A 13,355-nucleotide genomic window follows, 5' to 3' on the forward strand; every position below is an offset into this window, starting at 1 on the left:
CGCTGCCCTCACCCTAGCCCTCTCCCGGAGGGAGAGGGAACTGACCGAGTGTTATTGGCGAAATACATCGACCTGTTATTCCTGGGTCGAACTCAGGTTTGAACAGCATGAAGATCTGCTCCCTTTCCCCCTCGCCCCCCCTGGGGGAGAGGGCTGGGGTGAGGGGGTTGGTTCTGTGCATCAACACATCAATATCGCCGAACACAGGCATGAAAAAGCCCCGCCTCTTTCGAGAGCGGGGCTTTTTCATTCAACGGCTACTCAAGCAAGCTCAAGCTCCGCAGTCGCCGCGGCAGGCACGACCGCCTGACCGCTCAGCGCCACGTCGTTCAGCTCACGGTTGGCCACCGCGTACATGGCGTAGTCGGTGCCGCTGGCGGCACGGATTTCCACCAGCATCGCGCGCCAGCGTTCGATCATGGCGTCGTTCTGCTTCATCCACAGTGCCAGACGGGTTTCCACGTCCGAATCACCGCCGCCCGCTTGCAGAACGGCGATGGTGATCGCGCGTTGCTGCCAGTCGACGTCGTCGCGGAACGCTTCACGGGCCAGGGCCTGCCAGTTGTTTTCAACCGGCAAGGCGCTGATCTGCGAAATGTACCAGGTGATGTCCAGCGCGCTGCCCACGGCGAAGTACGCCTTGGCCACTTCGGCTGGATCCTGACCGGTCACATCGGCCGCTTCGATGATCGGCAGCAGCGTGTAGAGGTGGGTCGTACCCGCCACCATACGCGCCAGCAGTTCCGGTACACCGGCGGCGACGTACGCCTGATAACGCTCTTGCCAGTTTTCGCGGATTTCGCCGCTCAGCAGCTCGTCCAGCTTCAGGCCCAGCTCTTTCAGGTGCGGACCGAAATGCGCGACGTCACGGGCAGCGTTCTGCTCGTTGCGGCGGGCACGCAGGAACCAGCGCGTAGCGCGACGGCCCAGACGCATCAGCTCGTCCATCAGCTCCAGTTGCACATCGGCGGAAACCTGATAGTCCAGCGCTTCGATCTGACGGAACCAGTGCGGGAGGTGGAAGATGTCGCGCACGATCACGTAAGCGCCCGCCACGTTCGCCGGGGTCATGCCGGTAGACTCTTTGAGCCTTTGAACGAAGGTGATGCCCATGTGGTTGACCAGATCGTTGGCGATCTGGGTGCTGACGATCTCGCGCTTCAGACGGTGACGACGCATGGCTTCGGAGAACTTGCTGACCAGGGTCGGCGGGAACGCCGTTTCCATGTCGCGGGTCAGGTAGTCGTCGTCCGGCACCAGGGAGCCCAGCAGCTGCTCCTTGAGGTCGATCTTGCTGTACGAGATCAGCACCGACAGCTCAGGACGGGTCAGGCCATGGCCTTCGGCAACGCGTTCGGCCAGTTGCTCTTCGGTCGGCAGGAACTCGATGGCGCGATCCAGCTTGCCACGGCCTTCCAGGTCGCTCATCAGACGTTTGTACTCAGCGATCCGCGCATAAGCGCGACGGGCCGCCAGGGACAGGGCCTGAGTCTGCTTGTAGTTGTTGCCCAGCACCAGACCACCGACTTCGTCGGTCATGCTCGCCAGCAACTGGTTGCGTTGCTTGTCGGTCATGTCGCCGGCCTGAACCACTTCGTTCAGCAGGATCTTGATGTTCACTTCGTGGTCGGAGCAGTCCACGCCACCGGCGTTGTCGATGAAGTCGGTGTTGGAACCGCCGCCATTGAGACCGAACTCCACACGACCCAGTTGGGTCATGCCGAGGTTACCGCCCTCGCCCACCACTTTGCAGCGCAGTTCGTTGCCGTTCACGCGCAATGCATCGTTGGCCTTGTCGCCGACATCGGCGTGGCTTTCTGTGCTGGCCTTGACGTAAGTACCGATACCGCCGTTCCACAGCAGATCCACCGGCGCCTTGAGCAAGGCGTTCAGCAGTTCGGTCGGGGTCAGCTTGTCGGCCTGGATGTCGAAGCGCTCTTTCATCTGTGGCGAGATGGCGATGCTCTTCGCGCTGCGCGAGAAGATGCCGCCGCCTTCGGACATGATGCTGGCATCGTAGTCGGACCAGGCCGAACGCGGCAGGTCGAACATGCGCTGACGCTCGGCGAAGCTGGTGGCCGGATCCGGGTTCGGGTCGATGAAGATGTGCATGTGGTTGAACGCGGCAACCAGTTGCAGCTTGTCGGACATCAGCAAGCCGTTACCGAACACGTCACCGGCCATGTCACCCACGCCGACCACAGTGATGCTGTCTTCCTGGACATTGATGCCGCGCTCGCGGAAGTGGCGCTGAACGCCAACCCACGCGCCCTTGGCGGTGATGCCCATTTTCTTGTGGTCGTAACCGGCCGAACCACCGGACGCGAATGCGTCACCCAGCCAGAAGCCGTAGTCGATGGCGATGCCGTTGGCGATGTCGGAGAAGGTTGCAGTGCCTTTGTCCGCCGCGACCACCAGGTACGGGTCATCGTCGTCATGCCGCACGACGTTGGCCGGCGGTACCAGTTTGCCGTCCTTCAGGTTGTCGGTGATGTCCAGCAGACCCGAGATGAAGATGCGGTAGCAGGCGATGCCCTCGGCCGCGATCTCGTCACGGCTGCCGCCCAATGGCAGGCGACGCGGCAGGAAGCCGCCCTTCGCACCTACTGGCACGATGACCGAGTTCTTCACTTGCTGGGCTTTTACCAGGCCGAGGACTTCGGTACGGAAGTCTTCTTCACGGTCGGACCAGCGCAGGCCACCACGAGCAACGTTGCCGAAGCGCAGGTGCACGCCTTCGACGCGTGGCGAGTAAACGAAGATTTCGAACTTGGGCACCGGTTTCGGCAGCTCAGGAATCAAGTGCGGGTTGAACTTGAAGCTGAAGTACGACTTGTTCTGGCCGTTGGCGTCGGTCTGGTAGAAGTTGGTGCGCAGGGTTGCTTTGATCAGGTCCAGGTAACGACGCAGGATACGGTCTTCGTTGAGGACTTGAACGTCGTCCAGCGCAGTCAGGATGGCCTGTTCCAGACGCTGTTGCTTGTCGTCCAGATCCTCGCTGCCCAGCTTGCGGGCCAGGTAGAAACGGGTCTTGAACAACCGGGTCAGTTCGCGAGCGATGTCGGTGTGGTTGTTCAGGGTGCTGGCGATGTAGCCGAGGTCGAAGCCCAGGCGGATCTGCTTCAGGTAGCGGGCGTAGGCACGCAGCAGCGCCACGTCGCGCCATGGCAGGCCGGCGGTCAGCACCAGACGGTTGAACGCATCGTTCTCGGCATCGCCACGGACGATGTGGACGAACGCGTCCTGCAGGGTGTCGTTGAGTTGCTGGATGTCCAGTTCCAGGCCTTCGGCAGCGGTGAACGCGAAGTCGTGGATCCAGAACTCGCGGCCGTTGGTGTGACGCAGACGGTACGGGAATTCACCCAGCACGCGCAGGCCGAGGTTTTCCAGGATCGGCAGTACGTCGGACAGTGCCAGCGGGGTATCGGCGTGATACAGCTTGCAGTGCAGCTCGCGTGGGCCGGAGGCCAGCGGCTGGTAGAAGCTCATGGCCAGCGGCTTCTTCTCGCTCAGGTTGAGCAGGTGCTGCATGTCGACCACGGCCGAATGCGCTGCGAAACGCTCGCGGTAACCGGCCGGGAAGCCTTTCGGGAAGTCGGCCAGCACGTTGGTGCCGTTGGCTTCGCCGAAGGTTTCAACGGTCAGGGCAGCGTAGTCGTCCTGCCAGCTGCGGCAGGCCTGGATCACTTCGTTTTCCAGTTGCAGCGGGTCGATGTCGATGCGGTTTTTCGGGTCGACGCGCAGGATCAGTTGCACGCGGGCCAGCACGGACTCGGAGAAGAACGTCCAGAATTCGCAGTCGGAGGCTTTCAGGCGCTCCATCAGCACTTGCTGGATCTTCTGGCGAACTTCGGTGGAGTAGATGTCACGCGGCACGTAGGCCAGGCAGTAGCAGAAACGACCGTACGGGTCTTTACGCAGGAACACGCGGATCTTGTTGCGTTCCTGGATCTGCACGATCGACATCACGGTGCTGAACAGTTCGTCGACCGGAGTCTGGAACAGGTCGTCACGCGGCAGCACTTCCAGAACCTGAGCCAGTTCCTTGCCCAGGTGAGCCTTGGCCTGGAAGCCCGAGCGGCGCTCGATTTCCTCGACCTTGCGGCGGATAAACGGGATGACACGCACGCTTTCGCCATACACCGACGAGGTGTACAGGCCCATGAAGCGGTGTTCCTTGATCACTTTGCCGTCGGCATCGATTTCGCGAATCGACACGTAGTCCGGGTAAGCCGGACGGTGCACGCGGCTCGGATGCGCGGCCTTGGCGAACGACAGCAGTGTCGGTTCGCGCAGGTATTTCACGGCATAGTCTTCGATGTGGCGGTCTTCGTTGGTCAGACCGGTGCGCAGCAGCTTGGTCAGGCCGAGGAACGAATTCTGGTCGTATTCGATGTGGCCGCCGTCGGCCTGATCGACAACGGTGAACTCTTCGTAGCCGAGGAAGGTGAAGTGGTTGCCCACCAGCCACTCCAGGAAGCTCTTGATTTCGGTCTTCTCGTCGGCATCGACGGCGAATGCGCTGTTATCGAGCTTGGTGAGGATTTCCTGCACCTTGGCCTTCATCGGCTCGAAATCGGAGACCGCGACGCGGACTTCACCCAGGACCTGCTCCAGTTCCTTGGACAGCACATTCAATTCGGCCGCGTTGGCGCAGCGGTCGATTTCCAGGTACATCAGCGACTCGTGCAGCACGCCTTCGCCGGTGGTGCCTTTTGGCAGGATTTCCAGCAATTCGCCCTTGCTGCCACGACGCACGCTCAGCACGGTGGTCTGCAGGGTGTGGATGCTGTAGCCGCGACGGTTCAGCTCGGTACGCACCGAGTCCACCAGGAACGGCAAGTCATGGTGCAGCACTTCGACCGCGGTGTGGGTCGACTGCCAGCCGTGACGTTCGTAATCGGGGTTGTAGACGCGCACTTGCGGTTGCGCGTGATCGAAGCGCTCAAGCAGGCGCCACGCAGAAAGAGTACAGCCAGCGAGGTCGGAGAGGCGACGTTGGGTCAGCTCGTCCAGGGAAATGATGCCGAAGAATTGTTCAGCGAACAGCGCCACTTGTGGCAGTGCCTGTTCACTGATGTGCTGCGCCAGTGCCGCTTGCAGTTGGTGCTGGAAGTCGGCTTTGCTGGCTGCGGTGAAGAACGCCATCTGTGGTACTCCGCTTGGGCTTGTTATTGATGGAAAGCGTCGCGTGCAAAACCCCTTTCGGGGCGTTCCGTCGCCCTGTTCCTGATTCTCGGGCAGAGGAAACAGGGTGACAGGTGGGTGAAGCTGGACGAGACACTCAGGTCACATTCACCTTCCATGAATGGGCATCTGCAAAAACGACTGCCCGGCGCCGCTCGCGGGGCCATGGCAATGCCTTTACGGGTGCTCATCCGTTGCGCAGCTTAATGGGTGCGACAATGTGTCTGCTTGCGGTGCTGCGACATATTCGGTCATTGGCACGTAAACCAAGGCCTGCGCATCGGTAAACACTAGCATTCATGGGGCGGAACGCCGGTCTGAATGCCCGTTTTTACGGTACAGGCGTGCCAGGAATGACCATTGACCTGTGTCGCGTTCACGACACATCCTCTGACACTCTCACATGCAGAAATTCCCGGGGGCTGGCAGAATCGCGCCCAATTGCGACCAACAAGCCCGCCGAGGCAGGAATTCCCCATGCAAATGACCACCGCCCTTTTGATCGTCAACCCGTGCGACGACGAAGAAGACAACATGGCCATGCTCTGCTGCCACAGCGACAAGGGCGACATGTTCCTGATGAGCCGCTACCCGGACGAGGACGAGCTGGAGATCACGCTGGATGGCGAGCCGTCGACCCTTGATGGCGTCAAGGTCACTTTGACCAAAACCCTGTTGAAGATCGAAATCGCTGCAGCCGATGCCGATGCGTTGAACGGGGATGATGTGCTGGAAATCACTTTCAATCCGGACATGGTGGATCTGGCTGAAGTCGAGGAAACCCTGAAGAACATTCTTGATGGTACTGGCACCTATATCAGCCAGATTTGATGGCATCTGGGCCGGCCCTTTCGCGAGCGAAAGGGCCCGAAAGAACACCGCACCTCCCCCGCCCTACAAAATTCCAACAATTGCCCCGGTCATTTCCCGCACTTTGCGCAAAATGCCGTTAGTCGCCACCCCCTGCGATGGATTAAAGTAACGCCCCCAGCCCCGGCGTTATCCGAACGCCTGTGGCCACCCTTTCCAGGAACAGTCATCGATGGAACATCGTGAAGCGCTGCTGGCGCTGCGAACCTTTCTTTCAACGCAGATTCTCGGCCAGGAAAAACTCATCGAGCGCTTGCTCATCGCCCTGCTCGCCGACGGCCACATGCTGGTCGAGGGCGCTCCGGGTCTGGCCAAGACCAAAGCGATCAAAGAGCTCGCCGAGGGCATCGAAGCCCAGTTCCATCGCATTCAGTTCACCCCGGACCTGCTGCCCGCCGACATCACCGGCACCGAGATCTATCGCCCCGAAACCGGCAGCTTCGTGTTCCAGCAAGGCCCGATCTTCCACAACCTGGTGCTGGCGGACGAAATTAACCGTGCCCCGGCCAAGGTTCAATCGGCGCTGCTCGAAGCCATGGCCGAACGTCAGGTCAGTGTCGGGCGCAGCACTTATGAGCTGTCGCCGCTGTTTCTGGTGATGGCCACACAGAACCCGATCGAGCAGGAAGGCACCTATCCGCTGCCCGAAGCCCAGCTCGACCGTTTCCTGATGCACGTAAAAATCGGTTTCCCGGACGCCGCCGTCGAACGCCGGATCCTGCAACAGGCCCGGGGCGAAGCCCTGAACGGCGAAACCAAGCCCGAACGCCGGGTCAGCCAGCAGGCGATCTTCGCCGCGCGCAAGGAAATCCTCGGCCTGTACATGGCTGACGCCGTGGAGGAATACCTCGTGCAACTGGTCATGGCCACGCGCAACCCGGCCAAGTTCGACCCGGAAATGGCCGAGTGGATCGCCTACGGCGCCAGCCCGCGCGGCTCCATTGCCCTCGACCGCTGCGCCCGCGCCCACGCCTGGCTGGCCGGTCGCGACTTCGTCAGCCCGGAAGACATCCAGGCCGTGCTGTTCGACGTGTTGCGTCACCGCATCATTCTGTCGTTTGAAGCCGAAGCCGCTGGCATCGATCAGGATCGCGTGGTGCAACGGATTCTCGACGTCGTAGCCGTCGCTTGACCCCGATGAACGCCTCCCTGCCGTCCGAACCGGGCATCCGCATCAGCCTCGCCGAGCTGATCGAGATGCGTCACCGCGTGCGCGAAGTGCAGCTGTTTTCCACGCCGAGCCAGCGCAGCCCGCTGATCGGCCTGCACCACTCGAAATTCCGTGGTCGCGGCGTCGACTTCGATCAGGTGCGGGTCTATCAGGCCGGCGACGACGTGCGCACCATCGACTGGCGCGTCACCGCGCGAACGCAGGAACCGCACACCAAGCTGTTCCATGAAGAACGCGAACGGCCGATTTTCATCATGGTCGAGCAGAGTACGCGGTTGTTCTTCGGCTCCGGGCTGATGTTCAAATCGGTGCTGGCGGCGCAGGCTGCGGCGCTGATCGGTTGGGCAGCGCTCGGTCACAACGACCGGGTTGGCGGGCTGGTGTTCGGCGACAACGAGCATTACGAAATCAAACCGCGCCGCAGCAAGCAGAGCCTTTTGCAACTGCTCAACCGGCTGGTGAAGGTCAATCAATCGCTGCACAGCGAGCGGGAGCCGGATCGCGATGCGTTTGGCGTGGCGTTGCGCCGGGCCCGCGAAGTGCTGCGACCGGGCAGTCTGGTGATCGTGATCTGCGACGAGCGCGCACTGTCCGACAGCGCCGAGCAGCAATTGAGCCTGTTGTCGCGCCATTGCGATCTGTTGATGCTGCCGCTGTCCGATCCGCTGGATCACGCCCTGCCCGCCGCCGGCCTGCTGAGATTCGCCGAACGTGGCGCGCAGCTGGAACTCGACACCCTCAATTTCGATCTGCGCCAGACCTACCGCGCCCAGGCCGAAGCGCGGATCGCTCGCTGGGAATTGCTCGCGCAGAAGCTGCGCGTGCTGCTGATGCCGCTGAGCACTCAGAGCGAAATGGTCGAGCAGATGCGCGAGTTCCTGAACCCGCAACGTCCGGGGAAAGGTCGATGAGCGGCCTCGAACAACTGCAACCGCTGATCTCCCCGCCACCGATTGCCTTCTGGCCGCCGGCGCCGGGCTGGTGGCTGCTGCTTTTACTGTTGCCGGTAATCGGTTTCGTGATCTGGCGGCTGCGACGTTTCATTCCGATCAAGAAAAAACCGGTCGTGCGCGCCGAACTGCCGCTCGATCCGGTGCGTATCGCCGCACTCGCCGAACTGGCGCAGATGCCCAAACCCTACGACGGCGCCCCGGCCGGGGCCTGGCTGCAGCAGCTCAACGGCCTGCTCAAACGCCTGTGCCGCAACCACTATCCCTACAGCCAGAGCCATACCCTCAACGGCCGCAAATGGCTGGCGTTTCTCGACAACCGTTGCCCCGCCGCCGGCCTGACCCGGTGGATGGTGCTCGTCGAAGGCGCCTACAAACCCGAGTGCAAGCTCGACGACAAAGCCATCGCCGGCCTGACCCAGGCAGTCGACACCTGGATCCGCAAACATGTTTGAGTTCGCCTGGCCGTGGATCTTTCTGCTGTTGCCGCTGCCGTGGCTGATGCGCCTCGTGCTGCCGGTGGCCGACAGCGGCGAACCGGCGCTGAAAGTGAGTTTCCTCGGTGACCTGGAAGGCCTCGCTCGCCGCCGCGCCCGGGCCAACCTGCCAGCGTGGCGCCAGCAAGCGCCGTTCATGCTGCTGTGGCTGTTTCTGCTGATCGCCGCCGCCCGCCCGCAATGGCTCGGCGAACCGCTGCCGATTGCCGCCAGCGGTCGTGATCTGCTGGTGGCAGTGGACGTGTCCGGCTCGATGGATTTTCCGGACATGCAATGGAACGACGAAGACGTCAGTCGCCTGTCGCTGGTTCAGCATTTGCTCGGTGATTTTCTCGAAAGTCGCGATGGCGACCGCGTTGGCCTGATCCTGTTTGGCAGCCAGGCCTACCTGCAAGCACCCCTGACGTTTGACCGGCGCACCGTTCGGGTCTGGCTCGATGAAGCGCGGATCGGCATCGCCGGCAAGAACACCGCGATTGGCGACGCCATCGGCCTGGCCCTGAAGCGCCTGCGCATGCGTCCGGCCCAGAGCCGGGTGCTGATTCTGGTCACCGACGGCGCCAACAATGGCGGCGAAATCGACCCGCTGACCGCCGCAAAACTGGCCGCCAGCGAAGGCGTGAAAATCTATCCGATCGGTATCGGTGCCGATCCCGAAGAAAGCGGCGCCACGGCGTTGCTCGGCGGCAACCCGACCCTCGATCTCGACGAACCGGCACTCAAGGCCATCGCCGAAGTCACCGGAGGCCAGTACTTCCGCGCTCGCGACGGCCAGCAACTGCAAGCGATCAAGGACACCCTCGACCAGCTCGAACCGGTGACTCAGCAACCTACCCAGGCCCGTCCGGCGCAGGCGTTGTATCAGTGGCCGCTGGCATTCGCGCTGCTGCTGAGCATGTTACTGGTCGCCCGTGTGTTGTGGCCGGACAACCCGCTGCAACGACTGTTTACCAAGGAGCTGTATCTGCAAAGCCCCCTGCCTGACTGGCGCGACCGTCTCAAGCGTTTGCGTTTGCGGAGGCGCCGATGATCGCTCTCTGGCCGCACTGGTTCCGTCCCTGGTGGCTGTTGCTGCTGCCGGCGCTCGGCTGGCTGATCTGGCAGCTCTGGCACCGACAGAAACGCGCCGGTCGCTGGCAGATGATTCTGCCGCCGGCCTTTCACGCCACGCTGCTCAGTGGCGGCAGCGGTCGCGACAGCAAACTGCCGTGGGTCGCCCTGAGCGTGGCCTGGCTGCTGACGATTCTGGCGTTGCTCGGGCCGAGCTGGGAGCGGGTCGAACAAACCAGCCAGAAACCCGCCGACCCGTTGGTGGTGGTGCTGGAACTGACCCCGGAAATGCTCGCCACCGATTCACCGCCAACGCGACTGGAACAGGCCCGGCGCAAGCTGTTCGACCTGCTGAAAGTGCGCAGCGATGCCCAGACCGCCATCGTCGTTTACGCCGGCAGCGCCCATACGCTGGTGCCGCTGTCGGATGACCTGGCGACCAGTCGCAACCTGCTCGACGCGCTCAAGCCCTCGCTGATGCCGGAAAGCGGCCATCGCGCCGATCTGGCGGTTGGCAAGGCGCTGGCGCTGCTCAAGCAGGGAGCGCTGGGTCAGGGGCGGATTCTGCTGATTGGCTCTTCGCTGTCGGAAGAGGAACGCCAAGGTATTCGCAATGCACTAAGCGGCCAATCGGCGCAGTTGTTGATGCTCGGTGTCGGCACCGCTGAGGGCGCGCCGATTGCTCAGGAGGACGGGAGTTTCCTCAAGGATGAACAAGGCGCGATCCGGGTGCCGCAACTTGACAGCCCGGGCCTCGGCGCCTTCCTCAACGCGGTCGGCGGCGAGTACCGCAGCGCGCGGCTGGATGAGTCCGATCTGGGCGACCTCGGCCTGCTCGATGGCCCGCGCAGCCTGCGCGACGATGGCCAGACCGTGCGCCTCGACACCTGGGCCGATCAGGGGTACTGGCTGCTGTTGCCGCTGTTGTTGCTCGCCGCGTGCGCCGGGCGGCGTGGCTGGTTGTTCTGCCTGCCGTTGCTGCTGGCATTGCCGCAACCCAGCTATGCCTTCGACTTCGAAGACCTGTGGCTGCGCCCCGATCAGCAAGGCCTGCATCTGCTCAAACAGAAGCGCCCGGCCGAAGCGGCGAAGCATTTCGAAGATCCGCAATGGCAAGGGGTGGCGTTGTACGAGGCCGGCGACTACAGTGGCGCCGCTCAGCATTTCGCCGAGGGCAATGACGCCCACGCCCACTACAATCGTGGCAACGCCCTGGCCAGAAGCGGCGAGCTGGAAGCGGCTCTGGACGCCTACGAACAGGCCCTGGAACGCCAGCCGGATCTGCGCCCGGCGCTGACCAACAAGGCGCTGGTGGAAAACCTGCTGAAACAGAAAAACGCCCCGCCGCCGGCCGAACCGCAAGACAAACCGGCGCAGCCAAACATACCGGGCGATGAACCGCCGCCACCGACCGCTCCACCACCAGCGGTCAAAAGCGAAACCCAAAGCGAGTCGCAGACCGGCGAGTCCGCCAGCGAACCGCCACCGACCACCCCGCCGCTGCCGGGTGCCAACGAGTTGCCGGACAGCGAACCGGGCGAGGAACAGAACACTGCGCCGCTGCTGCGCCCCAATGAGGACAACCTCGAAGGCGAGCAACAGCAGGCGCTGGAACAATGGCTGGGCAAGATCCCGGATGACCCGGGCGAACTGCTGCGACGCAAATTCTGGTACGAACAGCAACAACATCAGGATCAGGAAAACATTCGATGACCCGTTTCACCGCTCTCTTGCTGCCCCTGCTGATCTGCACGGCCACCGCCCAGGCGGCCGAGCTGACAGCCAGCGTGGATCGCAGTCGCCTGAACTCCGGCGAGACGGTCGAACTCACCCTCGAATCCAACGATGTCACGCAGTTCGGCAAACCGGATCTGAGCCCGCTGGAACCGCTGTTCGAAGTGCGCGGCACGCGTCAGGTCAACCAGTTGAACACACTCAACGAAGACAACCGCGCCACCACTCGCTGGATCATCACGTTGCTGCCCAAGCAGAACGGCAGCGTTGAAATCCCGCCGCTGAAACTGGGCGACGTCGAGAGCCAGCCGATCACCGTGCAGGTGATCGAGAGTGACAACCGCGAAGAGAACAATGCCCGCGAACCGGTGTTCATCGAAGCCAGCCTCGACCAGACCAGCGTCTACGTGCAGGCCCAGGCCATCCTGACGTTGCGCATCTACCATTCGGTGTCGCTGTACGACGACAGCAGCCTGACGCCGTTGCAGATCGCCGACGCGCGCATCGAGCAACTGGGCGACATGCGCACCTACGAAAAAGACATCAACGGTGTGCGCCATGGCGTGATCGAGATGCGCTATGCGATCTATCCGCAGCACAGCGGCTTGCTGAGCATCGCCCCGCAGACTTTCAGCGCCACACTCGTCGACACCCAGCCCTCGCAGGACGCCACGACGCAGGGACCGAAGCCGGGCAAACTGATGCGCGTCAGCTCCACCGCCACCTCGCTGACGGTCAAACCGAAACCGATGACGTACCCCAGCGACGCACCGTGGCTGCCGGCCCGCAGCCTGAGCCTGAGCGAAAGCTGGAACCCGGAGCCGGAACACACCCAGGTCGGCGACTCCCTGACCCGCAGCCTGACCCTCAAGGTCGAAGGCCTGGCCAGCTCGCAACTGCCCGCCCTGCCCGCCACCGAAGCCAACGGCCTGCGCCGCTATCCGGATCAACCGGTGCTGAACAACCAGAGCAGCGACCGCGGCCTGATCGGCAGCCGTGAAGAACGCGAAGCACTGGTGCCGAGCCGCAGCGGTTCGATCGAGTTGCCAACGGTGGACGTGGTCTGGTGGAACACCTTCGAAGATCACCTGGAACACACCAGCCTGCCGGCGCGCACCCTGCAGGTGGCGAACAACCCGAGCCTGCAAGTCGACACCCCGGCGGGCAGCACGCAACCGCTCAGCGCGGCCGACAGCGAAGCCTTGTGGTGGTGGAAACTCAGCACCTTCGTTTTCGCCTGCACCACCCTGCTCGGCTTCGGCCTCTGGTGGCGTGCCCGCTGGCAGCCGGCAATCCTGCGCGCCGCGCAAACCGGCCCGAGCCCCCGCACCCTGCTCGACGACATCAAACGCGCCAGCCAGGCCAACGACCCCCACGCCACCCGCCAGGCCCTCGACGCCTGGGCCCGCCAGCAACCGGAAACCCTGGCGGATATGGCGGCGCGTTTTGTGCCGCTGTCGGATGCGCTCGATGGTTTGAACGGCGCGCTGTACAGCGAGACGGGGCAGCATTGGCAGGGTGAGGATTTGTGGCGGGCGATCCGTACGATTCCAACGGCGGAGCGGGTGCAGGATCCGGTTGGGGACAGTGGGTTGCCGCCGCTTTATCCGAAGTAGCTCAGTAAAAAATAAAAAAGGGGCGGATTTATTAATCAAATAAATCCGCCCCTTTTTCTGCTTGTGCTTTGCTGCTCTCAAGAAGTGGTCAGATTTATTTACAACAGTAAGCAATAAATAAATCCGTCCTTCCTTTCCACCTCGCACCTTTCACCCATCAGCAAAGTCTTTCACACGAGCCAGGTTCTTGTAAATCCATCGCGCCGACAGAACCAATGCCAATGGAATCCCGACACACTTGAATACCAACCTGAAATCAGGCTCGAAAAAAACATATAGC

General features: G+C 62.5%; 8 protein-coding genes. 7 read left to right on the top strand and 1 reads right to left on the bottom strand.

All coding sequences use genetic code 11. The annotated features are described in order from the left end of the window. Nucleotides 1-261: 261 nt before the first annotated feature. On the bottom strand, nt 262-5,148 hold the full coding sequence (locus tag ABFB52_RS16755; protein ID WP_129974088.1) for an NAD-glutamate dehydrogenase: 4,887 nt from the start codon (nt 5,146-5,148) through the stop codon (nt 262-264). Nucleotides 5,149-5,664: 516 nt separating this feature from the next. Here ABFB52_RS16755 and ABFB52_RS16760 point away from each other — a divergent pair. The 7 genes from ABFB52_RS16760 to ABFB52_RS16790 all read left to right on the top strand — a co-directional run bounded on the left by ABFB52_RS16760 (nt 5,665) and on the right by ABFB52_RS16790 (nt 13,075). Then, on the top strand, nt 5,665-6,018 hold the full coding sequence (locus ABFB52_RS16760; RefSeq protein ID WP_003225678.1) for a hypothetical protein: 354 nt from the start codon (nt 5,665-5,667) through the stop codon (nt 6,016-6,018). Between the two features lie 211 nt (nt 6,019-6,229). Continuing rightward, a complete protein-coding gene (locus ABFB52_RS16765; RefSeq protein WP_007913915.1) occupies nt 6,230-7,189 on the top strand; it encodes a MoxR family ATPase in 960 nt (319 codons plus the stop codon). Between the two features lie 5 nt (nt 7,190-7,194). Beyond that, a complete protein-coding gene (locus tag ABFB52_RS16770; protein WP_007959332.1) occupies nt 7,195-8,139 on the top strand; it encodes a DUF58 domain-containing protein in 945 nt (314 codons plus the stop codon). Beyond that, the gene (locus ABFB52_RS16775; protein WP_129974087.1) at nt 8,136-8,633 is read left to right on the top strand and encodes a DUF4381 domain-containing protein; all 498 of its coding nucleotides are present in this window, start codon (nt 8,136-8,138) and stop codon (nt 8,631-8,633) included. Before ABFB52_RS16770 ends, ABFB52_RS16775 begins: the two co-directional genes overlap by 4 nt. Continuing rightward, nucleotides 8,626-9,705 carry a VWA domain-containing protein gene (locus tag ABFB52_RS16780; protein ID WP_129974086.1) on the top strand — a complete coding sequence of 360 codons (1,080 nt, stop codon included), beginning with the start codon at nt 8,626-8,628 and terminating at the stop codon, nt 9,703-9,705. Before ABFB52_RS16775 ends, ABFB52_RS16780 begins: the two co-directional genes overlap by 8 nt. Beyond that, nucleotides 9,702-11,438 carry a tetratricopeptide repeat protein gene (locus ABFB52_RS16785; protein ID WP_129974085.1) on the top strand — a complete coding sequence of 579 codons (1,737 nt, stop codon included), beginning with the start codon at nt 9,702-9,704 and terminating at the stop codon, nt 11,436-11,438. Before ABFB52_RS16780 ends, ABFB52_RS16785 begins: the two co-directional genes overlap by 4 nt. Beyond that, the gene (locus tag ABFB52_RS16790; RefSeq protein WP_129974084.1) at nt 11,435-13,075 is read left to right on the top strand and encodes a BatD family protein; all 1,641 of its coding nucleotides are present in this window, start codon (nt 11,435-11,437) and stop codon (nt 13,073-13,075) included. The genes ABFB52_RS16785 and ABFB52_RS16790 overlap by 4 nt, the downstream gene beginning before the upstream one ends. Nucleotides 13,076-13,355: the final 280 nt, after the last annotated feature.

The sequence above is a fragment of the Pseudomonas sp. 9.2(2024) genome (genome assembly GCF_039695385.1).
GTDB classification, from domain to species: domain Bacteria; phylum Pseudomonadota; class Gammaproteobacteria; order Pseudomonadales; family Pseudomonadaceae; genus Aquipseudomonas; species Aquipseudomonas paraglycinae.

Coding starts and splice junctions, on each gene's coding strand:
- ABFB52_RS16765 (WP_007913915.1), top strand. CDS start 6,230: ATGGAACATCGTGAAGCGCTGCTGGCGCTGCGAACCTTTCTTTCAACG.
- ABFB52_RS16785 (WP_129974085.1), top strand. CDS start 9,702: ATGATCGCTCTCTGGCCGCACTGGTTCCGTCCCTGGTGGCTGTTGCTG.
- ABFB52_RS16770 (WP_007959332.1), top strand. CDS start 7,195: ATGAACGCCTCCCTGCCGTCCGAACCGGGCATCCGCATCAGCCTCGCC.
- ABFB52_RS16760 (WP_003225678.1), top strand. CDS start 5,665: ATGCAAATGACCACCGCCCTTTTGATCGTCAACCCGTGCGACGACGAA.
- ABFB52_RS16790 (WP_129974084.1), top strand. CDS start 11,435: ATGACCCGTTTCACCGCTCTCTTGCTGCCCCTGCTGATCTGCACGGCC.
- ABFB52_RS16780 (WP_129974086.1), top strand. CDS start 8,626: ATGTTTGAGTTCGCCTGGCCGTGGATCTTTCTGCTGTTGCCGCTGCCG.
- ABFB52_RS16775 (WP_129974087.1), top strand. CDS start 8,136: ATGAGCGGCCTCGAACAACTGCAACCGCTGATCTCCCCGCCACCGATT.
- ABFB52_RS16755 (WP_129974088.1), bottom strand. CDS start 5,148: ATGGCGTTCTTCACCGCAGCCAGCAAAGCCGACTTCCAGCACCAACTG.